Source organism: Streptomyces mesophilus, assembly GCF_040300965.1.
Lineage (GTDB): Bacteria > Actinomycetota > Actinomycetes > Streptomycetales > Streptomycetaceae > Streptomyces > Streptomyces mesophilus_A.
This window is the reverse complement of sequence record NZ_JBEPEW010000045.1, coordinates 21,575-44,666: the sequence shown is the minus strand read 5'-3', so window position 1 is coordinate 44,666 and position 23,092 is coordinate 21,575. Positions and strand designations below refer to the sequence as shown.

Genomic DNA, 23,092 nt, shown 5'->3' with positions numbered 1-23,092 from the left:
CACGAGGCCTCAGCGTGCCGCGCAGAAGGGGATTTCGGGGCGGCCGGAGGCCTGAAGTCGCTCCTCGCGCAGGCCCCGTGGCGCGTCCGGTCGGAGCTGCCAACTCGCCGTCGCCCAGGAGGATTTGAGGCCCCCGCGGCCCAAAACGCCGAACCGCGGCCTGCACGCAGACCGCGGTTCGCAAAAGTTGCCGGGCTCACTTGCCCGAATGGCGCATCACACCTGGACGGTGCGCGGCTTGTAGGCGGGGCGACCCGACTCGTAGGCCGCGATGTCGGGCTCGTTCTGCAGCGTGATGCTGATGTCGTCGAGGCCGTTCAGGAGCCGCCAGCGGGCGTTCTCGTCCAACTCGAAGTCGGCGGTGATTCCCTCGGCGCGCACCTGGCGTTCCTGCAGGTCCACGGTGATCTCGGCCGTCGGGTCGGCCTCCGTGAGCTCCCACAGCGCGTCCACGACCTTCTGGTCGAGTACGACGGTCAGGAGGCCGTTCTTCAGCGAGTTGCCGCGGAAGATGTCGGCGAAGCGGGAGGAGATGACCGTCTTGAAGCCGTAGTTCTGCAGGGCCCAGACGGCGTGTTCACGGGAGGAACCGGTGCCGAAGTCGGGTCCGGCCACCAGAACCGTGGCGCCCTCGCGCTCCTCCTTGTTGAGGATGAACTCCGGGTCCTTGCGCCAGGCCTCGAACAGGCCGTCCTCGAACCCGTCGCGCGTGACCTTCTTCAGCCAGTGCGCGGGGATGATCTGGTCGGTGTCGACGTTGCTGCGGCGCAGCGGTACGGCCCGGCCGGTGTGCGTGGTGAAAGCTTCCATGGCTGATCAGACTCCAGCGGGCGTACGGGCGTCGGCTTCGGACAGGTCGGCGGGCGAGGCCAGATGGCCCAGAACCGCGGTGGCGGCGGCGACCTGGGGCGAGACCAGGTGGGTGCGGCCGCCCTTGCCCTGCCGGCCCTCGAAGTTGCGGTTGGAGGTGGACGCGGAGCGCTCGCCGGGGGCGAGTTGGTCCGGGTTCATGCCCAGACACATCGAGCAGCCCGCGTGCCGCCATTCGGCGCCGGCTTCCTTGAACACCTTGTCCAGGCCCTCGGATACGGCCTGCAGACCCACGCGCGCCGAGCCCGGGACGACCAGCATCCGTACGCCGTCGGCGATTTTGCGGCCCTCGACGATCGCGGCCGCGGCACGCAGGTCCTCGATACGGCCGTTGGTGCAGGAACCGACGAAGACGGTGTCGACTTTGATGTCCCGCAGCGCCTGTCCGGCCTCCAGACCCATGTACTCCAGGGCCTTTTCGGCCGCGTGGCGCTCCGAAGCGTCTTCGTACGAAGCAGGATCGGGGACGTTCGCCGACAGGGGCGCACCCTGGCCGGGGTTGGTGCCCCAGGTGACGAACGGCGCGAGTTCCTCGGCCTTGATGACGACCTCGGCGTCGAACACCGCGTCCTCATCGGTCTTCAGGGTCTTCCAGTACGCGACGGCGGCGTCCCAGTCCTCGCCCTCGGGGGCGTGGGCGCGGCCCTTGATGTACTCGAAGGTGGTCTCGTCGGGGGCGATCATGCCCGCGCGGGCACCGGCCTCGATCGACATGTTGCAGATGGTCATGCGGGCTTCCATCGAGAGCTTCTCGATGGCGGGGCCGCGGTATTCGAGGATGTAGCCCTGGCCGCCGCCGGTGCCGATCTTCGTGATGATGGCGAGGATCAGGTCCTTCGCGGAGACACCCTCGGGCAGTTCGTCGCCCTCGACCGTGATGGCCATGGTCTTGGGGCGGGCGAGCGGCAGCGTCTGCGTGGCGAGCACGTGCTCGACCTGCGAGGTGCCGATGCCGAACGCCAGGGCGCCGAAGGCTCCGTGGGTGGAGGTGTGCGAGTCGCCGCAGACGACTGTGGTGCCCGGCTGGGTCAGGCCCAGCTGCGGTCCCACGACGTGGACGACGCCCTGCTCGACATCGCCGAGCGAGTGCAGCCGTACGCCGAAGTCCGCGCAGTTCTTGCGCAGCGTCTCCAGCTGCGCGCGCGAGACCGGGTCGGCGATCGGCTTGTCGATGTCGAGGGTGGGGGTGTTGTGGTCCTCGGTCGCGATGGTGAGGTCGAGGCGCCGCACCTGCCGGCCGCTCTTGCGGAGGCCGTCGAAGGCCTGGGGGCTGGTCACCTCATGCAGCAGGTGCAGATCGATGTAGAGGAGGTCGGGCTCGCCCTCGGCGCGCCGGACGACGTGGTCGTCCCAGACCTTCTCCGCGAGTGTCCTACCCATCGCTTTCCCTCCGGCCGGCCATCAGCGCCCGGCTCAACTAGAGATGTGTGGCGGCTACGTCCGTTCCCCACGTACCGGACGTCCACCGCCGGACCCATGCTTTCCGGGCCGTCGTCCGTACAGGGTGGCAAGTTCCTGGAAAATTTGAACTTGCGTTTCACAGAGTGAGACGCGAATATCGACGCATGGACAACTCTAGCGGCGTCGGCGTTCTCGACAAGGCGGCTCTGGTCTTGAGCGCTCTGGAGTCCGGTCCGGCCACCCTCGCAGGGCTGGTCGCGGCCACCGGACTCGCACGACCCACGGCACACCGCCTTGCCGTGGCCCTTGAACACCACCGCATGGTGGCGCGTGACATGCAGGGCCGTTTCATTCTGGGCCCCCGGCTCTCGGAGCTCGCGGCGGCGGCCGGTGAGGACCGCCTGCTCGCGACCGCGGGGCCGGTACTGACGCACCTGCGCGATGTGACGGGCGAGAGCGCCCAGCTCTACCGCCGCCAGGGCGATATGCGCATCTGCGTCGCCGCGGCCGAGCGCCTGTCCGGTCTGCGGGACACCGTCCCGGTCGGCTCGACGCTGACCATGAAGGCCGGCTCCTCCGCGCAGATCCTGATGGCCTGGGAGGAGCCCGAGCGCCTCCACCGCGGCCTCCAGGGCGCCCGCTTCACGGCCACGGCACTCTCCGGCGTACGGCGCCGGGGCTGGGCCCAGTCGATCGGCGAGCGCGAACCGGGCGTCGCCTCGGTCTCCGCGCCGGTGCGCGGCCCGTCCAACCGTGTGGTCGCGGCCGTCTCGGTCTCCGGACCTATCGAGCGCCTGACCCGCCACCCGGGCCGTATGCACGCCCAGGCCGTCATCGACGCGGCCGCCCGCCTGTCCGAAGCGCTGCGCCGCTCGAGCTGAACCCCTCCTGTACGTACGGAAGGCCCGCCTCAACGCCGCGGCGGACCCTCCGAGTTGATGCCCCACCGTCCATGGGGCGCCCTTGTTTCCCGTACGACCTCTCCAGACGAAAACCCTCAAGCGACCTTCAGCCGGTCGGCCGCGCGGTCCCCGCGACGGCCGACCGGCTGAGTGCCGTAAGCGGCACCCAGACCGAACTCCGGCATGTTCACGTAGACGTTCTCGTAACGGCCCTCGGGCACCAGATAGGTCTCGTGCCAAATGCCCACCGCTCCCCCGGCGTTGCGCGCACTGCGGTTGTACGCGGTCCAGGCCGGCCGGTGCTCCTTGCCTGCATCCATCGCGTACGCGAGGAGCTTCTCCTTCGACTCCCAGTACTGGATGACGGTGAAGAGCCTCGGCCCGCCGAGCACGAGGCGGTAGTGGAGCAGCCCGGACTCCTTGTCCTGGGAGAGCTCGCGGAGCATGCGCGGCATCGCACGGAAGACCGGAACCCAACTCCTGAGCCTGCGCAGCTTGTTGATCCGCATACCGATGAGGAAGACGACGACATCGCCCTCCGCGGCGGCCGTCCTGCGCTCCTGGATCACTTCGGTACTCATGACATCCCCCTGCCATCGATGAAGCCCTACGGCACCACCCATCGGATAGTGCCGCTATCCATGCTTAGATAGTGCCACTCTCCAAGGAGGGTGGCAAGGGCTACGGAAGGGTGCGACGGCTTCATGAAGCTTGCGGAACTGAGCGAGCGCAGCGGCGTCTCGACGGCCACGATCAAGTACTACCTGCGCGAGGGCCTGCTGCAGCCGGGACGCCGGGTCACCGCCACCCAGGCCGAGTACGGCGAGGAGCATCTGCGCCGGCTGCGCCTCGTCCGTGCGCTGATCCAGGTGGGCCGCGTCCCGGTGAGCACGACGCGCGAGGTGCTCTCCGCGCTCGGCGACGACTCCCTCGACCAGCACAGCAGGATCGGCGTCGCGGTCGAGGCACTCCCCCACGCACCCCTGCCCGCCGAGGACGATCCGGCCACCGAGCACGCGCGCCACGAGGTGGCGAAGCTCTTCGAGCGGCTCGACTGGGACGACTCCCGCGGCTCCGGGCCGAGTTCACCGTCGTACGGGACGCTGGTCACCGCGGTCGCCGCGCTGACCCGGCTCGGATACCCGTGCGGGGTCGAGGAGTTGCTGCCGTACGCCCGCGCGGTGTCCCAACTGTCGGTGACCGAGCTGGACTTGGTGGCGCGCTTCCCCGACGAGGAACGGGTGGAGGCGGCGGTCGCCCTCACGGTCCTCTATGAACCGGTGCTCCTCAGCCTGCGCCGGCTCGCGGAGACCGATGAATCAGGGCGCCGCTTCATGAATACGTAGCGGAATAGCCGGATTCTGCGGGAATTGCCCGCATTGATGAAATGCGATGAGGAATGCAAAAGGCCCTCCCCGAAGGGAGGGCCTTTCGTCTGCGTACCCCCGACCGGATTCGAACCGGCGCTACCGCCTTGAGAGGGCGGCGTGCTAGGCCGCTACACAACGGGGGCCAGCTGTACTGCAGTTACTGCGCTGGGCTACCAGGACTCGAACCTAGAACAAAGGAACCAGAAACCTTCGTGTTGCCAATTACACCATAGCCCACTGGTGGTCTAGACCACCTGCGTACCCCCGACCGGATTCGAACCGGCGCTACCGCCTTGAGAGGGCGGCGTGCTAGGCCGCTACACAACGGGGGCCCTAGCGATCCTGCATTGAGGTCAGGGGGAGCTACCCACACTATCCTCACGGGAAGGATCTGTACCCCCGACCGGATTCGAACCGGCGCTACCGCCTTGAGAGGGCGGCGTGCTAGGCCGCTACACAACGGGGGCCTTGCGGATCGATGATCCGCGGGTTGCAGATGAGCTCTGCGAGCTGGCCTACCTGGACTCGAACCAAGACTAACGGAACCAGAAACCGTCGTGCTGCCAATTACACCATAGGCCAACAAAACGCAACCCCCGTCAGGGATCTTGTTCTGTGGTGTGCGTCTCCCACCGGGCTTTCCCCCTGCGAGCGGCGCAGGAAGAACATTACCCGAAGGTGTCCGGCGCTCCAAAACGGGTTTGGCCCGCGAGCACGGCCGGGAGCTGGTCGAGGCCGGTGATCCGGATCAGTTCGGGCCGGCCTCCCTGTCCGGAGCGGTCGAGCCAGATGCCCTTGAGGCCCGCCTCCACCGCTCCGCGCGCGTCCGTGTCGGGCTGGTCCCCTACATACGCGACCTCGTACGGGGCGAGGTCCAGCGCGTCGCAGGCTGCGTGGAACGCGGCCGCCTCCGGCTTGGCCACCCCCAGCTCGGCCGCGCACAGGACGGCCTCGAAGCGGTCGCGTACGCCGAGGGTGCGCAGTTTGCGGTCCTGGTTGAGCAGCGAGGAGTTGGACAGGACGCCGTGCCGGTAGGTGTCGGCCAGGGCGTCGAGCGCGGGGACCGTGTCGGGGAAGAGCGCCCAGGCCGCCTCGTAGTGACCGAGGTAACGCTCGAACCACTCGTCCGCCTCGGTGTCGGTGAGCGTGCGCCCGGTGAAGTCGCGGACTCGGTCGCGGCGCTGCCCCTCCCAGCCGACCAGGCCCGCCTCGAAGCGAGCCCAGTGCTCGCGGGTGATCCGCTTCCAGTCGTCGAGGGTGCGGGTGGTGAGGCCTTCGGCGGTGAGGTGGGCCCGCATGCCGGCGGTGTCGGCCGAGGCGTAGTCGAAGATCGTGTCGTCGATGTCCCAGACGATGGCTTTGATCATGCGCTCCCCGTGGCTTCCGTCGTCGGTCGGCATAGGCCCGAACGTACGCGAAAAGGCCCGGAAACCGTGATGGTTCCGGGCCCTTCGCTCGCTTACGGGACTCAGGTACGAGCCCCGCGTACGAGAAGGAGTTACGCGGCCAGCTTCGCCAGGGCCGCGTCGATGCGGGCCAGGCTCTTGTCCTTGCCCAGGATCTCCAGGGACTCGAAGAGCGGCAGACCGACCGTGCGGCCGGTGACGGCGACGCGGACCGGGGCCTGGGCCTTGCCGAGCTTGAGGCCGTGCTCCTCGCCCGCGGCCAGGACCGCGTTCTTGAGGGACTCCGGGTCCGACCAGTCGGCGGTGTCGAGCTTGGCGCGGGCCGTGGTGAGCAGGGCCACCGGATCGCCCTTCATCGCCTTCGTCCAGGAGGCCTCGTCCTCGACCGGCTCCTGGCGGAACAGGAAGTCGACGTTGGCCGTGATGTCCGAGAGGACCTGCACACGGGTCTGCGCGTGCGGGGCGATGGCCTCCCACTTGGCCTGGTCGAAGTCCTCGGGCGCCCAGTTGGCGTGCGGGGCCTTCAGCCAGGGCTCGCAGGCGGCCGTGAAGGCCTTCACGTCGAGCATGCGGATGTGGTCGGCGTTGATCGCCTCGGCCTTCTTCAGGTCGAAGCGGGCCGGGTTGGCGTTGACGTCCGCGATGTCGAACTTCTCGATCAGGTCCTGCACCGAGAAGACGTCCTGGTCGGCCGAGAACGACCAGCCGAGCAGCGACAGGTAGTTGAGGAGGCCTTCGGGCAGGAAGCCGCGCTCGCGGTACAGGTTCAGGGAGGCCTGCGGGTCGCGCTTGGAGAGCTTCTTGTTGCCCTCGCCCATGACGTACGGAAGGTGGCCGAAGGCCGGGATCGTCTTGGCGAAGCCCAGCTCGATCAGCGCCTTGTAGAGCGCGATCTGGCGGGGGGTCGAGGAGAGCAGGTCCTCGCCACGCAGGACGTGGGTGATCTCCATCGCCGCGTCGTCGACCGGGTTGACCAGGGTGTACAGCGGGGCGCCGTTGGCGCGCACGATGCCGTAGTCCGTGACGTTCTCGGCCTGGACGGTGATCTCGCCGCGCACCAGGTCGGTGAAGGTGGTCGCCTCGTCGGGCATGCGGAAGCGGACGATGTGGCTCCGGCCCTCGGCCTCGTAAGCCTGCTTCTGCTCGTCCGTGAGGTCGCGGCAGTGGCCGTCATAGCCGGAGGGCTTGCCGGCGGCGCGGGCGGCCTCGCGGCGGGCGTCCAGCTCTTCGGTGGTGCAGTAGCAGGGGTACGCGTACCCGCCCTCGATGAGCTTGGCCGCGACCTCCTTGTAGAGGTCCATGCGCTGCGACTGGCGGTACGGGGCGTGCGGGCCGCCCACCTCCGGGCCCTCGTCCCAGGTCAGGCCGAGCCAGCGCATCGAGTCCAGGAGCTGCTCGTACGACTCCTCGGAGTCACGCGCGGCGTCGGTGTCCTCGATGCGGAAGACCATGGTGCCGCCGTTGTGCCGGGCGAAGGCCCAGTTGAACAGGGCGGTGCGGACCAGGCCCACGTGGGGGTTGCCGGTCGGCGAGGGACAGAAGCGGACGCGGACGTTCGCGTCCAGTGGGTTAGCCACGCTTGATCACCTTGTTGGTGAGAGTGCCGATGCCTTGGATGGTGACGGCGACCTCGTCGCCGACGTTGAGGGGACCGACGCCCGCGGGGGTGCCGGTCAGGATGACGTCGCCCGGGAGCAGGGTCATCGCCTCGGTGATGTTGACGATCAGATCCTCGATGGAGTGGATCATCTGGCTCGTCGAGCCGAGCTGACGCTGTTCGCCGTTGACGGTGCACTGGATCGCGAGGTCGCTCGGGTCGAGTTCGGTCTCGACCCAGGGGCCGATGGGGCAGGAGCTGTCGAAGCCCTTGGCCCTGGCCCACTGCTTCTCGCTCTTCTGTACGTCACGGGCGGTGACGTCGTTGGCGCAGGTGTAGCCGAAGATGACGTCCTTGACGCGCTCGCGCGGGACCTCGCGGCACATGCGGCCGATGACGACGGCGAGCTCGGCCTCGTGGTGCAGCTCGTTCGAGAACGACGGGTACTCGATGGGGTCGCCGTCGCCGACCATCGACGTGGTCGGCTTGAAGAACGCCCACGGGACGTCGGCGGGCTCGTTGCCGAGCTCCTTGGCGTGGTCCGCGTAGTTGCGGCCGAACGCGACGATCTTGTTGCCGATCACCGGCGGCAGCAGGCGGACCTTGCCGAGCGGGACCTTGACGCCGCTGAGCTCGAAGTCCGCGTAGGGGATGCCCTTGATGATGTCGAGTACGGGGCCCTCGGGGCCCTCCTCGACCGCGCCGAAGGCGACATTGCCGTCGATGGAGAATCTGGCGATGCGCACGGAAGCCTCTTGATTCCTGCTGGCGGGGTGTGGGGGCGCCGCCCCCACGGGTACGCCGCGCACACAGCACTGACAATGCGCCGAGCCGCCACGATCCAGGCGGGGCGTGGGGCGGCAGCCCCACAAGGCTACTTCTACTTGGCGGCGACCGCGTCCGCCACGGTGATCACGACCGGCTCCGGGGTGGCCGGGGCGTTCTGCAGAACCGTACGGCGGGGGTTGGCCGTGTTGGTGGGCAGCTCGGTGGTGTGCTCGGCGGGCTGCAGACCGTCGAGGTCCGTCGCGTCCGTGAGGTGCGCCAGGGTCGTGCGGCGCGGATTGGCTATACGGAACATCGGCGTCGTCTTCACGTTCTTCACGGCTGAACTGACCTCGGGTCTCTACTGGATGCGGCTGCCTGTGCGGCCGCTTGACGAACAGGCCATCCCTGTAAAGCGTCAGGCTAAACATGCGAATTCCCCGCGCCGCCGGGTTCCCGCCTTGATCAGCGTGTGAGTTTGCTCACCAGGGAGCGGATGAATCGGGCATAACGGAGTGTCAACTGTCCGGTGAAGATCGGACATTACGTAGCTGAACCCATCATTCCGATTCTGATCATGGCGACTGGGACACCCCCGCCCCGTAAGCAATTCCTAAGGAAATGTCCGCTATCCCATGGATCCCGCTCTACACCTGGTGACCCCGCCCTCACATGGCGTCACGCAGGTCACGGCCCGATACCCGGCCCTTGTTGGAGATCCTGCACTGTGCTGGAATTCCCGGGACCGCCGCAGATATGAGCCGGCGCGCATGGCGCAACGCAGCGTCGAGCGGCGGCGGGAGAAGGGGGAGACGCGCCGGTCACTGACGACCACCGGGGCTTTCTCGCCCCAAAACGCCGACACCGTCCCGCCGTTTGCGCGGAGGGACGCCTGGTCCAGAGGTTGCGACGCTAGTGCAGGGACGTTTCAAGAGGGATGGCTCGGGCTCTGCCCAGGGCCGCCAGACCGGAGGGGTGGCCGAGCCGGAGCTGCGCGCCGGGACCGGCCCCACCACAGGCAACTCCGCACCCCCGCACGCCTCGGGCTCCTCACCGGCCGGTGATGCCGAGCGCTCCGCGGGAGGTGCCGCGGCAGGCGGTGCGACCACACCTGCCCTGGCCGCCGCGCGCAAGGGCCCCGGCCCTCGCGTAGCCCTGCGCAACTGGCGTATCTCCACACGTCTGGTGTCGCTGCTCGCGCTGCCCGTGGTCGCGGCCACGTCGCTCGGCGCGCTGCGCATCAACACGTCCATGGACGAGATCGAGCAGCTCGACAGCATGAAGCTGCTGACCGAGATGACGAAGGAGGCGACCGAGCTCGCGAACGCGCTCCAGGAGGAGCGCGACGAGACGGCCGGTCCCCTGTCCACCGGGTCGCCGAGGACCTCGCCGGAGATCGAGGGCCTCTACGACAAGACGGAGACCGCTCAGAAGCAGTTCCTGTCGGCCACCCAGGGGTTCGACGAGAACCGCGACGACCGGGCGCTCAACTCGGTTCGCAACAACCTCACGCAAATCGCGAGCCAGCTCAACACCATCAAGACCATCCGCGACGATGCGTACGGAGAGAACGTCTCCAGCTCGCAGACGGTCAGCTCGTACAACCGGCTCATCGAGCAGCTGCTCGACCTGTCGCGCGACATGGCGCTCGCCACGAGCAACCCAGCGATCATCGAGCGGACCCGGATCCTGTCGTCGTTCTCCGCCGCCAAGGAGTACGCGTCCATCCAGCGGGCCATCATCGCGGCCGCCCTGCCCGACAGCGACAAGGAGCGCGGCGAGCTCTCCGAGACCGACCGCCAGTACGGTGAAGCTGCGTTCAAGAACGAGAGCCTCGCGCTCGACAACGTGAAGCGCGACTACTCCTCCACTGGCGAGGACGCGGTCGAGCTCCTCGCTCCGGTCGACAACAAGCCGATCGTCAAGGAGACCAACCAATACGCGAAGCGCGTACTGACGCAGGCGACCGGTCTCAAGAGCGCGGACTTCCGCTCCTACAAGGACTGGAGCGACGACGCCAGCACCAAGATCGTCGCGATGGGCCTCATCGAGCGCCAGCTGCTCGACGACATGGAGCAGACCGCCCGTGAGCTCCGTCAGGACTCCGAGCAGGAAGCCATCCTCAACGGTGCGCTGATCCTCCTCGTCCTCGGCATATCCCTCGTCGGCGCCTTCGTCGTGGCCCGGTCCATGATCCGGTCGCTGCGCCGTCTGCAGGACACCGCGACCAAGGTCGCCCAGGACCGGCTGCCCGAGCTGGTCAAGCAGCTCTCCGAGTCCGACCCGCAGGACATCGACACCTCCGTCGAGTCCGTCGGTGTGCACTCCCGGGACGAGATCGGCCAGGTGGCCGCGGCCTTCGACGACGTGCACCGCGAGGCCGTACGTCTGGCCGCCGAGCAGGCGCTGCTGCGAGGCAACGTCAACGCGATGTTCACCAACCTCTCGCGCCGTTCGCAGGGCCTCATCCAGCGTCAGCTCTCGCTCATCTCCGAGCTGGAGTCGCGCGAGGCCGACCCGGACCAGCTGTCCTCGCTGTTCAAGCTCGACCACCTCGCGACCCGCATGCGCCGTAACGGTGAGAACCTCCTCGTTCTCGCCGGTGAAGAGCCCGGCCGCCGCTGGACCCGCCCGGTCCCGCTGGTCGACGTGCTCCGCGCCGCCGCCTCCGAGGTGGAGCAGTACGAGCGCATCGAGCTGGCCGCCGTGCCGGCCACCGAGGTCGCGGGCCGTGTGGTCAACGACCTCGTGCACCTGCTCGCCGAGCTGCTCGAGAACGCCACCTCGTTCTCCTCTCCGCAGACCAAGGTCAAGGTGACCGGTCACGCGCTGCCCGACGGCCGCGTACTGATCGAGATCCACGACACCGGTATCGGCCTCTCGCCCGAGGACCTCGCGGCGATCAACGAGCGGCTCGCGTCGCCGCCCACCGTGGACGTCTCGGTCTCGCGCCGCATGGGTCTGTTCGTGGTCGGCCGTCTGTCGCAGCGTCACGGCATCCGTATCCAGCTGCGTCCCTCGGACTCCGGCGGTACGACCGCGCTCGTCATGCTGCCCGTCGATGTCGCCCAGGGCGGCAAGAAGGCCCCGTCCTCTCCCGGTGCGGGTGCGGGCGGCGGTATCGCCCAGGCGGCCGCCGGTGCAGCGGCCGCGCGGCAGCAGACCGCAGCGAACCAGTCCGCGGGACGGCTCGCCGCTCCCCCGCAGCGCAGCCAGGTCGCGGGCTCCGGCCCGCGGGCGGCGCTTCCCGGACGTGACGGCGGTCCGGCCGCACCTCGGCCGAACGCGCCCCAGGGCAACCCGCAGCAGGGCAACGGCTTCGGTGGCCAGCGCGGCGGTACGCCGGCCGGCCGCGGCGGCAACGCTCCGCAGCAGCCCGCTGCTCCCCAGCAGCAGCCTCAGCGCGCTCGTGGCGAGGGCCGCCCCCAGGACGGCCGTCAGCTGCCGCCCATGGGCGGACCGCGTGCCGAGCTGCCCGGTGGCAACCCCCAGGCGCGTACGCCCAGTTGGGGCAAGGACATCCCGCAGGAGCAGCCGCGCGGGCACGAGGAGCCGGAATCCACCGGGCTCTTCGGGCGCCCCGGCGCGGGCCGCGACGACCGGCAGAACACGCAAGGACCTGGCTCCACGGCCCAGTTCGACCGTCCGGACTACAACGGTCCGCGCCCGGCCGGGATACCCAACCCGCCCAGCCCCGCGCCCCAGCAGCGGCCGCAGGGCCAGGACACCGGTCAGTTCCAGCGCCCCGGCTCCACCGGCCAGTTCGCGCAGCCCGGTCAGCCCTCGGGGCCCGAGCGGCCGCAGGCGCCGCGCGGTGGCGCAGGTCAGCGGGACACCGCCGACTTCGCCGTACCGCGTCCGCCGGCCCCCCGGCAGCCGGCACCGCGTCCGGTGCAGCCGCAGCAGCCCGTACAGCCTCCGGCGCCTCCCCGGCAGCAGGCCGACAGCGACGCATGGGCACTGCCGCCGGCCGGTCCGGGCGACGGCCGTACCCCGCTGTACGACACCCTGGAGACGAACTGGTTCCGCGAGAGCCAGCAGGGCCAGCAGCAGAGTCAGGCTCCGCAGCAGGCACAGGGCCAGCAGGACCAGGCACAGCAGGCACCCCTGCCGCCGCGCCCCCAGCAGGCACCGGCTCAGAGCGCCACCTGGCGCAACTCCCCCAATGACGAGCTCGGCCGTCAGGCCGAGCGGGTGCGTCAGCCCTCCGCGGGCGGCGTCACCACCTCCGGTCTGCCGCGCCGTGTGCCCCGCGCCAACCTCGTGGCGGGCACGGCCGAACAGCAGCAGCACCAGGGCGGCCCGCAGGTCTCCCGCCGTCCCGACGACGTTCGCGGGCGGCTCACGAATCTGCGGCGCGGCATTCAGCAGGGCCGGCAGGCGGGCTCCGGTGACACCGGCAGCTTCCCCAGCCCCTCTCACCAGCAGGAGCGATAGTTGAGTCCGATGAGCCAGGCGGCACAGAACCTGAACTGGTTGATCACCAACTTCGTGGACAACACCCCAGGGGTGTCACACACGGTGGTGGTCTCCGCCGACGGACTGCTGCTCGCCCTGTCCGAGGGTTTCCCGCGTGACCGGGCCGACCAGTTGGCGGCGGTCGCCTCCGGTCTGACCTCGCTGACCGCGGGTGCGTCGAGGATCTTCGAGGGCGGAAACGTCGCCCAGACCGTGGTGGAGATGGAGCGCGGCTTCCTCTTCCTCATGTCGATCTCCGACGGTTCCTCGCTCGCCGTACTCGCCCACCCGGACGCCGACATCGGCCTGGTGGGTTACGAGATGGCGCTGCTCGTCGACCGCGCGGGCACGGTCCTCACCCCGGACCTGCGCGCGGAACTGCAAGGCAGCCTGCTGCACTAACGGCCGCGTACCAACGAACCGATTCCGTCCGGCCGCCCCCGCGATCCCCCCACCGGCCACATTTCAGACGGCACCGACAACTTGCTGTCCCGCCCGGAGGATTCATGACCCCGCCCACCGCCTCTCACGATCCGTACGGTGCTCAGACCGACTACGGCATGGAGGCCGAGCAGCCGCTGGTACGCCCGTACGCGATGACGGGCGGCCGGACCAGGCCGCGTTACCAGCTGGCCATCGAGGCGCTGGTGAGCACCACGGCCGATCCGATGCAGCTGCAGGGTCTGCTCCCCGAGCACCAGCGCATCTGCCATCTGTGCCGTGAGGTCAAGTCGGTCGCCGAGGTCTCGGCGCTTCTTTCCATGCCGCTCGGCGTGGCCCGGATCCTGGTCGCCGACCTGGCCGAGGCCGGTTTCGTGGCCATCCACCAGCCCGGCGGCGACGAGAACGCCGGTGGCCAGCCTGACGTAACACTGCTCGAGAGGGTGCTCAGTGGACTTCGCAAGCTCTAGCGGCGAGGCCGTACGTTCCACCACCAGCGCGAAGATCGTGGTGGCGGGCGGCTTCGGCGTGGGCAAGACCACGTTCGTCGGCTCCGTCTCGGAGATCAACCCGCTGCGTACCGAGGCCGTGATGACCTCGGCCTCGGCCGGGATCGACGACCTCACGCACACCGGGAACAAGACGACCACCACGGTCGCCATGGACTTCGGCCGCATCACGCTGGACCAGGACCTGATCCTGTACCTCTTCGGTACGCCCGGTCAGGACCGCTTCTGGTTCATGTGGGACGACCTGGTCAAGGGTGCGATCGGCGCCGTGGTCCTCGTGGACACGCGCCGACTCGCGGACTGCTTCCCGGCCGTTGACTACTTCGAGAACTCGGGGCTTCCGTTCGTCGTCGCCCTGAACGGCTTCGAGGGCCACCAGCCGTACCAGCCGGACGAAGTGCGCGAAGCGCTGCAGATCGGACCGGACACCCCGATCATCACGACCGATGCGCGCCACCGTGCGGATGCGAAGTCCGCGCTCATCACGCTCGTCGAGCATGCACTGATGGCGCGTCTGAAGTAGTCACGTACGGGCAGCAAGTCGTCCTGGACATACGGAAGTTGCCGTAAGTTGTCTAGAGGCTTGTGTGAGCACCCTGTGTCCTTTGACACGATCCGCCTCTGTGTTCATAACGTTTCGACAGAGAATTCCGGGCCCACCGACACCGCTTGCTGTCACTCGGTATCGCTGCGCTCACAAGAGCCCCGCCATTTGGCGGGGCTCGCTCTTTATGACCGTTTTATCTGAGGCGCAGGTCACCCGGAATCATTTCTTCCGAACGTTTGGAATCGCCTGCGCTGACGTGCTGGAATGCGCTGAACTGCCCAGTAGTACCGGGCCGGACACACTGCCCCGAACCCGGGCTGGAAGACGACAGCGGCACAACGTACGTGCCGACGCCGAGAGGTTGTTGGTCGAGTGAGGCGAAGCAAGAGCAGTCCCGAGCCGTCGGCACGGGGCAACTTCACCCCGCCCCAGCGGGAAGCCATGGCTCCCGCGCCCACGCAGGGCCCCGACCCCGCGCCGGCCGGCGGCGGGGGACGGATGTCCCCGCGCAACTGGCGTGTGCCCGTACGCCTGAACGCGATCCTCCTCATACCCGCCCTGGTCGCCCTCGTCATGGGTGGCTTCCAGGTGAAGGGCTCCATTGACACGTGGAGCGAGGCGCAGGACGCGGAGAAGACGGCGCTCATCGTGCGCGCGGCCGCCGAGTACAGCCACGCGCTGCTCGACGAGCGCGACCTCAGCGCGGCTCCGCTGCTGCTCGGCGAGGGCGACTCCCCGCAGGTCAAGGACCTCCGGGACAAGACGGCCGAGGCCAAGAAGAAGTTCGACCTCGCCGTCGCGGACATGCCCGCGAACCAGGGCCTCGAGCGCCGGCTGAAGCTCTTCAAGGCGAACGAGTCCAAGCTCGAGGACGTACGCAAGAAGGCCTACACGCGGTCGCAGGACCCGCTGACGACCGAAGAGGCGTACACCGACATCCAGCACTTCCTGATGGAGTTCGCCAACGAGCTGAGCCTGGGCACCGGCAACGTGACGAGCTACGGCCGTACCGTCTACGCCGTCTCGCTCGCCAAGGCCTCCGCCTCGCTGCAGCGCTCCATCGGTACGCACATCCTCGTCCGCCCGAGCCAGAAGGCGGCCGACCTGCGCAGCCAGCTGCAGTCGCTCAGCACGTACCGCTACCTCGAGGGCATCGCCATCGGCGAGTACAACTCCAGTGGTACCGAGGCCGACGCCAAGGCCCTCAAAGAGCAGATGACGCAGCAGCAGAAGTCCACCGGCATCGAGCTGCCGCCCGGCGCCGAGGCCGGAGCGCAGCAGTCGCGGCAGTACAGCGCCATGCCGGTGATGGACTTCCAGCTCACTGCGATGGCGGCGGCCCTTCAGAACCCGGAGACGGCCGCCGGCACGCTCAAGAAGGCGGGCGTCAGCGCCGAGTCCTGGCAGAAGCTCGCCACCGCGAAGATGAACGGCTACGGCGCCATCGAGGACGACCTGATCGACCGGGCCGTCGACGACGCCTCGCAGATCTCCTCCGACGCCGAGCGCGACGCCTACATCAACGGTGCGGTCGTCGTCGTGGCCCTGCTCGCCGCGTTCATCATCGCCGGGCTCATGGCCCGCCAGATGTCGCGCGCGATGCGCCGGCTGCGCACCGCCGCCTTCGACGTGGCCGAGCAGCGCCTGCCGATGCTGGTCGACCAGCTCTCGCGCACCGAGCCGGGCCGCGTGGACACCCGTGTCCAGCCCATCCCGATCACCACGACCGACGAGATCGGCGAGGTCGCCCGCGCCTTCGACCAGGTGCACCGCGAGGCCGTACGACTGGCTGCGGAGCAGGCGCTCCTGCGGGGCAACATCAACGCGATCTTCACCAACCTGTCGCGCCGCAACCAGTCCCTGATCGAGGGCCAGCTGACCCTGATCACCGACCTGGAGAACAACGAGGCCGACCCGGACCAGCTGGAGAACCTCTTCCGTCTGGACCACCTGGCGACCCGTATGCGCCGCAACGGCGAGAACCTCCTGGTCCTCGCCGGCGAGGAGCCCGGCCGCCGCTGGGACCAGCCGGTCCCCCTGGTCGACGTGCTGCGCGCCGCCTCCTCCGAGGTGGAGCAGTACGAGCGCATCGAGCTCACCGGCGTTCCGGAGGCCGAGATCCACGGCCGCGCCGTGACCGACCTCGTGCACCTGCTCGCCGAGCTCCTGGAGAACGCCACCACGTTCTCCTCGCCGCAGACCAAGGTCCGCGTCACCGCGACCCGTCTGCCCGACGGCCGCGTGATGATCGAGATCCACGACAAGGGCATCGGCCTCACCGCCGAGGACTTCGCGGACATCAACCACAAGCTGGCCAACCCGCCGACCGTGGACGCCGCGATCTCCCAGCGCATGGGCCTGTTCGTGGTCGGCCGCCTGGCGGACCGGCACGGGGTCCGTGTCCAGCTGCGCCCCTCGGGCGAGCAGGCCGGTACGACCTCGCTCGTCATGCTCCCGGACATCATCACGCACGGTGGCGGTGGCTCCCAGCTGCCCGAGAGCGAGTTCACCGTCTCGCAGATGATCCCGCAGCAGCAGTCCTACGAGGCCGCACCGCTGCGCACCGCCGCGGAGCTCGGCTTCGACGACACCCGCTACGAGCCGGGGGCCCTCACCGAGGAAGCCGTCCGCGAACTCGACCCGGTGGGCCGCTCGCTGATGCGTGAGGAGCGCCGCGCGGCGCTCGAGGCGTCGACCGCCGACGGCGGCCGTCCGCTCTTCCGCGACGAGGTCGACGGCGAGTACGAGCAGCAGGGCGCGTACGACCAGAACGGCGCCTACGACCAGTCGTACGAGCAGAACCAGAACTACGCCCAGGACCCGAACGGCTACGGCCGGCAGGACGCCTACGAGCCGGTCCCGCAGGGCGCGTACCCGAACCAGGACGGTTACCAGGACTCCGGCTATACGGAACCCGGTTACGCCGACCAGTCGGGCGCGCAGCAGGACGGCTACGGCGACTACAACGACCAGGGCGACTGGCAGAACCAGGGTGGCTACCAGGAGCCGTACGAGGGTGGCTACCAGGCCGAACCGGAATCTGTTCCGGGCGCTCCCGCGGGCGACCGCGACCGCGTAGGCTTCGACCGGAAGAGCTCCCAGGGCCCGTCCCCGAGCGCCGTCCACGAGACCACCGACGCCGGCCTTCCGCGCCGCGGCACCGCCGGCGGCGGCAACGGTCAGCAGTGGCCGGGCAGTTCGGGCCAGGGCCAGGGCGGGCTGCCGCAGCGTCCGCTCGCGGGCAACGCGCAGACCGACGGTCCGTCGGCCAACGGCAACAGCGCCGAGGGCAGCGGCTCCGACGACTGGCAGTCCGCCAACGACGCGCGCTGGCAGCGGGCCGAGCAGCTCAAGCAGCCGAGGGCGGGCGGGGTCACCCAGTCCGGCCTCCCGCGCCGGGTGCCCCGGGCCAATCTGGTCGAGGGCACCGCGGAGCAGACCCCGCAGGGCGGCCCCCAGGTCTCCCGCGACCCCGAGGAAGTACGGGGCAGGCTGAGCAACCTGCGCCGCGGCGTTCAGCGCGGTCGTGACGCGGGTGGCACCCCCGACCAGAACGGCCGGGGCTTCGGCTCCGGCAGCAGCAACTACAACCAGGAGCGTTAGTGTGAGCCCGATGAGCCAGGCGGCGCAGAACCTGAACTGGTTGATCACCAACTTCGTGGACAACACCCCCGGGGTGTCGCACACGGTGGTGGTCTCCGCCGACGGACTCCTTCTGGCGATGTCCGAAGGCTTCCCGCGTGACCGAGCCGACCAGCTGGCGGCCGTCGCCTCCGGTCTGACCTCGCTGACCGCGGGGGCCTCCCGGATCTTCGAGGGCGGTCTCGTGAACCAGACCGTTGTGGAGATGGAGCGAGGATTCCTCTTCCTCATGTCCATCTCGGACGGTTCGTCGCTCGCCGTTCTCGCACACCCCGAGGCGGACATCGGCCTCATTGGGTACGAGATGGCCCTTTTGGTCGACCGCGCGGGCACGGTTCTCACCCCGGACCTGCGCGCGGAGCTCCAGGGGAGCCTTCTCAACTAACAGACAGGCAGTGCGAATTCGCGTCCCGTGGCCTTAAAGTTTCGGGACGCGGCTCCACATGATGGTTCCGGGTAATTCGGAGGAGGAAGCACGTGGCAGGTCCCACACCGCGAGACGGTTCGTCTTCAGGCAACTGGTCGTACGGCCAGGACCAGGGCGAGAACTCGCCCAACCGCTACAACTTCCCCTCCACGCCCAGCCACCAGGAGCGGTACGCACCGCCGCAGCGGCCGCGTGACCCTTATGAGCAGCAGGCGCCCCGGATCCAGCCGGTGCAGCCCGCGCCCCGCTCGCCCGAGGCGTCACCCGGCCGAGCCGCGCACAACCCTCTGGTCCGCCCGTACGCCATGACGGGCGGCCGGACGCGGCCCAGGTACCAGTTGGCCATCGAGGCCCTGGTGCACACGACCGCGCAGCCGCACCAGTTGCAGGGCCAACTGCCCGAGCATCAGCGGATCTGCAATCTGTGCCATGAGATCAAGTCGGTCGCCGAGGTCTCGGCACTTCTCTCCATTCCCCTCGGCGTGGCCCGGATCCTCGTCGCCGACCTGGCGGAAGCCGGTCTTGTGGCCATCCACCAGCCCGGCGGCGACGAGAACGCCGGCGGCCAGCCTGATGTGACACTGCTCGAAAGGGTGCTCAGTGGACTTCGAAAGCTCTAGCGGCGGTGCGGCCCGCTCCACCACCAGCGCGAAGATCGTGGTGGCGGGCGGGTTCGGCGTGGGCAAGACCACGTTCGTGGGCGCCGTCTCGGAGATCAACCCGCTGCGTACCGAGGCCGTGATGACGTCCGCGTCCGCGGGTATCGACGACTTGACGCACACCGGCGACAAGACGACGACGACCGTGGCGATGGACTTCGGCCGTATCACCCTGGACCAGGACCTGATCCTGTACCTCTTCGGTACGCCCGGTCAGGACCGCTTCTGGTTCATGTGGGACGACCTGGTGCGCGGTGCGATCGGTGCGATCGTGCTGGTGGACACCCGTCGTCTGGCGGACTGCTTCCCGGCGGTCGACTACTTCGAGAACTCCGGGCTGCCGTTCGTCATCGCCCTGAACGGCTTCGACGGCCAGCAGCCGTACCAGCCGGACGAGGTCCGTGAGGCGCTGCAGATCGGGCCGGACACCCCGATCATCACGACCGACGCGCGCCACCGTGCGGATGCGAAGTCGGCGCTCATCACGCTGGTCGAGCACGCGCTGATGGCCCGGCTGCGGTAGGTCTTCCCGGGCTGCGGCCCGGTGGCCCCGTTCCCCTTGGGGGTGCGGGGCCTTTTTGTTTCAGGGGAACGGAAACGCCCCGCACCCCACCAAGGGGGCACGGGGCGTCGGAAGCCCGGGAGGGCGGCGGGGCTCAGCCCTGCCAGGAGTGCGGGGCACGGAAGCCCGGGGTGCGCTCCAGGCGGCGCCAGCCGGCCTTGTCGCGGCCGCGGGACGGGGCCGGGGCCTCGGGGGCCGCGGCGGCGCGTGCGAGCAGGATCGCCGTGATGGCCGCGAGCTCTTCGGGCTCGGCGTGACCCTTCTCGACGCGAAGGAGGTTCTCGGCAGGAGAAGTCATGGGGTTCGGATCTCCGTAAGGGGTGAGGCAGGAAGTCGGAGGCACCGCGTCACTGCGGCGGGTTGCCGTGCTTGCGCGACGGCAGATCGGCGTGCTTGTTGCGCAGCATCGCCAGGGAGGAGATGAGCACCTGTCGGGTCTCGGACGGGTCGATGACGTCGTCCACGAGGCCGCGCTCGGCCGCGTAGTACGGGTGCATCAGCTCGGCCTTGTACTCCTTGACCATGCGCGCCCGCATCGCCTCCGGGTCCTCGGCCGCCGCGATCTGCCGGCGGAAGATGACGTTGGCGGCACCTTCGGCGCCCATCACCGCGATCTCGTTGGTGGGCCAGGCGTAGGTGAGGTCCGCACCGATGGACTGGGAGTCCATGACGATGTAGGCACCTCCGTACGCCTTGCGCAGGATCAGGGAGATCCGGGGCACGGTCGCGTTGCAGTAGGCGTAGAGCAGCTTGGCGCCGTGGCGGATGATTCCACCGTGCTCCTGGTCGACGCCGGGCAGGAAGCCGGGTACGTCCAGAAGGGTGACGATCGGGATGTTGAAGGCGTCACACATCTGGACGAAGCGCGCGGCCTTCTCGGAGGCCTCGATGTCGAGCACGCCTGCGAGGGTCTGCGGCTGGTTGGCGACGATGCCGACCACCTGACCATCCAAACGCGCGAGGGCACAGACGATATTCCGCGCCCAGCGCTCGTGGATCTCGAGGTAGTCGCCGTCGTCGACGAGCTCCTCGATGACCTTGTGCATGTCGTACGGGCGGTTGCCGTCGGCCGGGACCAGGTCGAGGAGCACGTCCGAGCGGCGCTCGGCGGGGTCCTCGGAGGCGACGACCGGCGGGTTCTCGCGGTTGTTCGAGGGCAGCATCGAGATCAGGTAGCGGACCTCGGCGATGCAGGTCTCCTCGTCGTCGTACGCGAAGTGCGCGACGCCCGAGGTCTCGGCGTGCACATCCGCGCCGCCGAGTCCGTTCTGCGTGATCTCCTCGCCGGTGACCGCCTTGACGACGTCGGGACCGGTGATGAACATCTGCGAGGTCTCGCGGACCATGAAGACGAAGTCCGTGAGGGCGGGGCTGTAGGCCGCGCCGCCCGCGCACGGGCCGAGCATGACGCTGATCTGCGGGATCACGCCGCTCGCGCGGGTGTTGCGCTGGAAGATGCCGCCGTAGCCGGCGAGAGCGGAGACGCCCTCCTGGATACGGGCGCCGGCGCCGTCGTTGAGGGAGACCAGCGGCGCACCGGCCGCGATGGCCATGTCCATGATCTTGTGGATCTTGGTGGCGTGGGCCTCGCCGAGGGCGCCGCCGAAGATCCGGAAGTCATGCGCGTAGACGAAGACCGTGCGGCCCTCGACCGTGCCCCAGCCGGTGATGACACCGTCGGTGTAGGGCTTCTTGTTCTCCAGGCCGAACCCGGTCGCCCGGTGCCGGCGCAGCTGCTCGACCTCCTGGAAGGAGCCCGCGTCCAGGAGCAGCTCGATGCGCTCGCGCGCGGTGAGCTTGCCCTTGGCGTGCTGGGCCTCGGTGGCCTTCTCGCTCGGTCCGGCGACGGCCTTGGCACGGATCGCGTGCAGCTCGGCCACGCGGCCACGGGCGTCGGTGGGCTCGCCGCCGGCAAAAGCAGCCTCATCCAAAACGGTCATGTAGCGACCTTACGAAGCACCCATGGGGAAACGGCCCGTCGACTTCGCACAGTCTCCGGCCCGTTTTCCTGGTACCCCCGGACAGAAGCCCACTTCAGTGCAGGGCAACCGACTGCTCAAGGGGTGGCCACGTTGTAGAGGTCACACAATGGCCAGAGGGAGGGGCGGTCCGCGGGCACGTTACGCCATGCGGGTCGCGACACGGGCCTGGATCGCGTAGCTGTTGAAAGTTAAACCAAATGGGTCTACTGTCGAAGACATCAAGGGAACCGACCTTCCTCAAGGAGCACGTCATGGGCATCTTCGGCCGCAAGAACGACAGCACCGACACCACGTCCGCCCCCGCCCCGGTCAACCCGGAGCTGGCCGGCCTGACCGGTGACTACACGATCGACCCGGCGCACACCTCGCTCGGGTTCACGGCCCGCCACGCGATGGTCACGAACGTCAAGGGCGCCTTCCTCGACTTCGAGGGCACGCTGCACCTCGACGGCAACGACCCGTCGCAGTCCACCGCCTCGATCGACGTCAAGATGGAGAGCATCGAGACCGGACAGGGCGACCGTGACGGCCACCTGAAGAGCGCGGACTTCTTCGACGTGGAGAAGTACCCGGCGATGACCTTCCGGTCCACCTCGGCCGAGGCGCTCGGCGGCGAGGACTACCGGATCACCGGCGACCTCACCATCAAGGACGTCACCAAGCCGATCTCCATCGACCTGGAGTTCAACGGCGCCGCCAAGGACCCCTTCGGCAACGAGCGCGTCGGCTTCGAGGGCAAGGCCGAGCTGCTTCGCTCGGAGTGGGGCCTGACCTGGAACGCGGCCCTGGAGACGGGCGGCGTCCTGGTCTCCGACAAGATCAAGCTGACCTTCGACATCTCGGCGATCCGCCAGGCCTGACGGGTGGGGGCCCTCGGCCCCCGTAACCCTGGAGTGCACAACCCCTTGTGACACCGGGGGAGTTGACGCAGACTCGCGGAATGTTGATCCACTTCCTGACCCAGTCGGCCGACGGCTATATCGAGGGGCCGAACGGAGAGTTCGACTGGCCTCACATGGGGCCCGAACTCTCCGCCTACTCCCAGGCGCTCGCCGACGACGCCGACGCGTTCCTCTACGGCCGCAAGGTGTGGGACATGATGTCCGGATTCTGGCCGAAGGCCGAGGAGTACTCGGACGATCCGCATGACCTGGCCTTCGCCCCGCTGTGGCGCGCGATGCCGAAGTACGTCGTCTCGCGCACGCTCGAGAAGGCCGACTGGAACACCGAGGTGATCAGCGGCGATGTGGCCGCACGCGTCGCCGCCCTCAAGGAGGGCGGCAAGCGGATCATGATGTTCGGGGGCAGCGAACTGGCCTCCGAACTGACCGAGCGGGGCCTGGTCGACGAATGGGTCCTGGTGATCAACCCGATCTTCCTCGGCGGCGGGAAACCGGCGTACGGCCCGATGACGCAGCGCACCCAGTTGCGGCAGGTGGACTCCCGCGTGGTGGACGGCAAGGTGACGCTGCTCCGGTTCGTACGGGAGGACGCGTCCGAACCCGTACAACAGGTGGCGGCCGAACCCGTACGGCAGGAAGCCGCCGGGTAGTT

General features: G+C 68.8%; 21 protein-coding genes and 5 tRNA genes. 12 read left to right on the top strand and 14 right to left on the bottom strand.

What is annotated here, in order from left to right; translation table 11 throughout:
* Nucleotides 1-216 precede the first annotated feature (216 nt).
* Both leuD and leuC read right to left on the bottom strand, forming a co-directional pair.
* Nucleotides 217-810 carry a 3-isopropylmalate dehydratase small subunit gene (leuD, locus tag ABT367_RS18145; protein ID WP_352254086.1) on the bottom strand — a complete coding sequence of 198 codons (594 nt, stop codon included), beginning with the start codon at nucleotides 808-810 and terminating at the stop codon, nucleotides 217-219.
* Nucleotides 811-816: 6 nt separating this feature from the next.
* Nucleotides 817-2,250 carry a 3-isopropylmalate dehydratase large subunit gene (gene leuC, locus ABT367_RS18140; RefSeq protein ID WP_352254085.1) on the bottom strand — a complete coding sequence of 478 codons (1,434 nt, stop codon included), beginning with the start codon at nucleotides 2,248-2,250 and terminating at the stop codon, nucleotides 817-819.
* Nucleotides 2,251-2,435: 185 nt separating this feature from the next.
* Here leuC and ndgR point away from each other — a divergent pair, with 185 nt between their 5' ends.
* On the top strand, nucleotides 2,436-3,152 hold the full coding sequence (gene ndgR, locus ABT367_RS18135) for an IclR family transcriptional regulator NdgR (protein WP_352254084.1): 717 nt from the start codon (nucleotides 2,436-2,438) through the stop codon (nucleotides 3,150-3,152).
* A 116-nt stretch (nucleotides 3,153-3,268) separates the two neighbouring features.
* Here ndgR and ABT367_RS18130 read toward each other — a convergent pair whose 3' ends face one another.
* Entirely contained in the window at nucleotides 3,269-3,754 is a 486-nt protein-coding gene (locus tag ABT367_RS18130) for a DUF4188 domain-containing protein (protein WP_352254083.1), read from the bottom strand.
* Nucleotides 3,755-3,877: 123 nt separating this feature from the next.
* On the opposite strand from ABT367_RS18130, the gene ABT367_RS18125 reads away from it, so the two are divergent.
* The gene (locus ABT367_RS18125; RefSeq protein WP_352254082.1) at nucleotides 3,878-4,519 is read left to right on the top strand and encodes a MerR family transcriptional regulator; all 642 of its coding nucleotides are present in this window, start codon (nucleotides 3,878-3,880) and stop codon (nucleotides 4,517-4,519) included.
* A gap of 94 nt (nucleotides 4,520-4,613) precedes the next feature.
* On the opposite strand, the gene ABT367_RS18120 is transcribed toward ABT367_RS18125, so the two are convergent.
* From ABT367_RS18120 to ABT367_RS18080, 9 genes are all read right to left on the bottom strand, one after another.
* Nucleotides 4,614-4,686 (bottom strand) — tRNA-Glu (locus ABT367_RS18120).
* 22 nt (nucleotides 4,687-4,708) lie between these two features.
* Nucleotides 4,709-4,780: transfer RNA gene (locus tag ABT367_RS18115), tRNA-Gln, on the bottom strand.
* A 22-nt stretch (nucleotides 4,781-4,802) separates the two neighbouring features.
* A tRNA-Glu gene (locus ABT367_RS18110) sits at nucleotides 4,803-4,875 on the bottom strand.
* Nucleotides 4,876-4,937: 62 nt separating this feature from the next.
* Nucleotides 4,938-5,010 (bottom strand) — tRNA-Glu (locus ABT367_RS18105).
* Between the two features lie 43 nt (nucleotides 5,011-5,053).
* A tRNA-Gln gene (locus ABT367_RS18100) sits at nucleotides 5,054-5,125 on the bottom strand.
* Nucleotides 5,126-5,211: 86 nt separating this feature from the next.
* Entirely contained in the window at nucleotides 5,212-5,943 is a 732-nt protein-coding gene (locus tag ABT367_RS18095) for an HAD family hydrolase (RefSeq protein ID WP_352254081.1), read from the bottom strand.
* Nucleotides 5,944-6,041: 98 nt separating this feature from the next.
* Nucleotides 6,042-7,526, bottom strand: coding sequence for a glutamate--tRNA ligase (gene gltX, locus ABT367_RS18090; protein ID WP_352254080.1), 1,485 nt, complete (start codon nucleotides 7,524-7,526; stop codon nucleotides 6,042-6,044).
* Nucleotides 7,519-8,292: a fumarylacetoacetate hydrolase family protein gene (locus tag ABT367_RS18085; protein WP_352254079.1), complete on the bottom strand. Its 774-nt coding sequence runs from the start codon at nucleotides 8,290-8,292 to the stop codon at nucleotides 7,519-7,521. The genes gltX and ABT367_RS18085 overlap by 8 nt, the downstream gene beginning before the upstream one ends.
* Nucleotides 8,293-8,426: 134 nt before the next feature.
* The gene (locus tag ABT367_RS18080) at nucleotides 8,427-8,651 is read right to left on the bottom strand and encodes a hypothetical protein (protein WP_328707790.1); all 225 of its coding nucleotides are present in this window, start codon (nucleotides 8,649-8,651) and stop codon (nucleotides 8,427-8,429) included.
* 575 nt (nucleotides 8,652-9,226) lie between these two features.
* Between ABT367_RS18080 and ABT367_RS18075 the strand changes: the two genes are divergently transcribed.
* The 8 genes from ABT367_RS18075 (at nucleotide 9,227) to ABT367_RS18040 (ending at nucleotide 19,517) form a co-directional block, all read left to right on the top strand.
* A complete protein-coding gene (locus ABT367_RS18075; protein ID WP_352254078.1) occupies nucleotides 9,227-12,748 on the top strand; it encodes a sensor histidine kinase in 3,522 nt (1,173 codons plus the stop codon).
* A 9-nt stretch (nucleotides 12,749-12,757) separates the two neighbouring features.
* Nucleotides 12,758-13,171, top strand: a complete 414-nt coding sequence (locus ABT367_RS18070) for a roadblock/LC7 domain-containing protein (protein WP_352254077.1) — start codon at nucleotides 12,758-12,760, stop codon at nucleotides 13,169-13,171.
* Between the two features lie 104 nt (nucleotides 13,172-13,275).
* Entirely contained in the window at nucleotides 13,276-13,680 is a 405-nt protein-coding gene (locus tag ABT367_RS18065) for a DUF742 domain-containing protein (protein ID WP_199547492.1), read from the top strand.
* Entirely contained in the window at nucleotides 13,661-14,242 is a 582-nt protein-coding gene (locus ABT367_RS18060) for a GTP-binding protein (RefSeq protein ID WP_165332561.1), read from the top strand. Before ABT367_RS18065 ends, ABT367_RS18060 begins: the two co-directional genes overlap by 20 nt.
* Before the next feature lie 396 nt (nucleotides 14,243-14,638).
* The gene (locus tag ABT367_RS18055; protein ID WP_352254076.1) at nucleotides 14,639-17,869 is read left to right on the top strand and encodes a sensor histidine kinase; all 3,231 of its coding nucleotides are present in this window, start codon (nucleotides 14,639-14,641) and stop codon (nucleotides 17,867-17,869) included.
* A 10-nt stretch (nucleotides 17,870-17,879) separates the two neighbouring features.
* On the top strand, nucleotides 17,880-18,293 hold the full coding sequence (locus tag ABT367_RS18050) for a roadblock/LC7 domain-containing protein (protein ID WP_093608336.1): 414 nt from the start codon (nucleotides 17,880-17,882) through the stop codon (nucleotides 18,291-18,293).
* A gap of 92 nt (nucleotides 18,294-18,385) precedes the next feature.
* Nucleotides 18,386-18,955, top strand: a complete 570-nt coding sequence (locus tag ABT367_RS18045) for a DUF742 domain-containing protein (RefSeq protein WP_352254075.1) — start codon at nucleotides 18,386-18,388, stop codon at nucleotides 18,953-18,955.
* Entirely contained in the window at nucleotides 18,936-19,517 is a 582-nt protein-coding gene (locus ABT367_RS18040; protein WP_093607982.1) for a GTP-binding protein, read from the top strand. Before ABT367_RS18045 ends, ABT367_RS18040 begins: the two co-directional genes overlap by 20 nt.
* 133 nt (nucleotides 19,518-19,650) lie before the next feature.
* Here the strand turns inward: ABT367_RS18040 and ABT367_RS18035 are convergent, their stop codons facing one another.
* Together ABT367_RS18035 and ABT367_RS18030 are read right to left on the bottom strand one after the other, a co-directional pair.
* Nucleotides 19,651-19,854 carry an acyl-CoA carboxylase subunit epsilon gene (locus tag ABT367_RS18035; RefSeq protein WP_165332558.1) on the bottom strand — a complete coding sequence of 68 codons (204 nt, stop codon included), beginning with the start codon at nucleotides 19,852-19,854 and terminating at the stop codon, nucleotides 19,651-19,653.
* 49 nt (nucleotides 19,855-19,903) lie between these two features.
* Nucleotides 19,904-21,496 carry an acyl-CoA carboxylase subunit beta gene (locus ABT367_RS18030; RefSeq protein ID WP_352254074.1) on the bottom strand — a complete coding sequence of 531 codons (1,593 nt, stop codon included), beginning with the start codon at nucleotides 21,494-21,496 and terminating at the stop codon, nucleotides 19,904-19,906.
* A 293-nt stretch (nucleotides 21,497-21,789) separates the two neighbouring features.
* Here ABT367_RS18030 and ABT367_RS18025 point away from each other — a divergent pair, with 293 nt between their 5' ends.
* Nucleotides 21,790-22,398, top strand: a complete 609-nt coding sequence (locus ABT367_RS18025) for a YceI family protein (protein ID WP_352254073.1) — start codon at nucleotides 21,790-21,792, stop codon at nucleotides 22,396-22,398.
* 80 nt (nucleotides 22,399-22,478) lie between these two features.
* On the top strand, nucleotides 22,479-23,090 hold the full coding sequence (locus ABT367_RS18020; protein ID WP_352254072.1) for a dihydrofolate reductase family protein: 612 nt from the start codon (nucleotides 22,479-22,481) through the stop codon (nucleotides 23,088-23,090).
* The last annotated feature ends 2 nt before the right edge of the window (nucleotides 23,091-23,092 follow it).

Coding starts and splice junctions, on each gene's coding strand:
- ABT367_RS18050 (WP_093608336.1), top strand. CDS start 17,880: ATGAGCCAGGCGGCGCAGAACCTGAACTGGTTGATCACCAACTTCGTG.
- ABT367_RS18025 (WP_352254073.1), top strand. CDS start 21,790: ATGGGCATCTTCGGCCGCAAGAACGACAGCACCGACACCACGTCCGCC.
- leuC (WP_352254085.1), bottom strand. CDS start 2,250: ATGGGTAGGACACTCGCGGAGAAGGTCTGGGACGACCACGTCGTCCGG.
- ABT367_RS18125 (WP_352254082.1), top strand. CDS start 3,878: ATGAAGCTTGCGGAACTGAGCGAGCGCAGCGGCGTCTCGACGGCCACG.
- ABT367_RS18035 (WP_165332558.1), bottom strand. CDS start 19,854: ATGACTTCTCCTGCCGAGAACCTCCTTCGCGTCGAGAAGGGTCACGCC.
- ABT367_RS18020 (WP_352254072.1), top strand. CDS start 22,479: ATGTTGATCCACTTCCTGACCCAGTCGGCCGACGGCTATATCGAGGGG.
- ABT367_RS18030 (WP_352254074.1), bottom strand. CDS start 21,496: ATGACCGTTTTGGATGAGGCTGCTTTTGCCGGCGGCGAGCCCACCGAC.
- ABT367_RS18070 (WP_352254077.1), top strand. CDS start 12,758: ATGAGCCAGGCGGCACAGAACCTGAACTGGTTGATCACCAACTTCGTG.
- ABT367_RS18095 (WP_352254081.1), bottom strand. CDS start 5,943: ATGCCGACCGACGACGGAAGCCACGGGGAGCGCATGATCAAAGCCATC.
- ABT367_RS18130 (WP_352254083.1), bottom strand. CDS start 3,754: ATGAGTACCGAAGTGATCCAGGAGCGCAGGACGGCCGCCGCGGAGGGC.
- ABT367_RS18065 (WP_199547492.1), top strand. CDS start 13,276: ATGACCCCGCCCACCGCCTCTCACGATCCGTACGGTGCTCAGACCGAC.
- ndgR (WP_352254084.1), top strand. CDS start 2,436: ATGGACAACTCTAGCGGCGTCGGCGTTCTCGACAAGGCGGCTCTGGTC.
- leuD (WP_352254086.1), bottom strand. CDS start 810: ATGGAAGCTTTCACCACGCACACCGGCCGGGCCGTACCGCTGCGCCGC.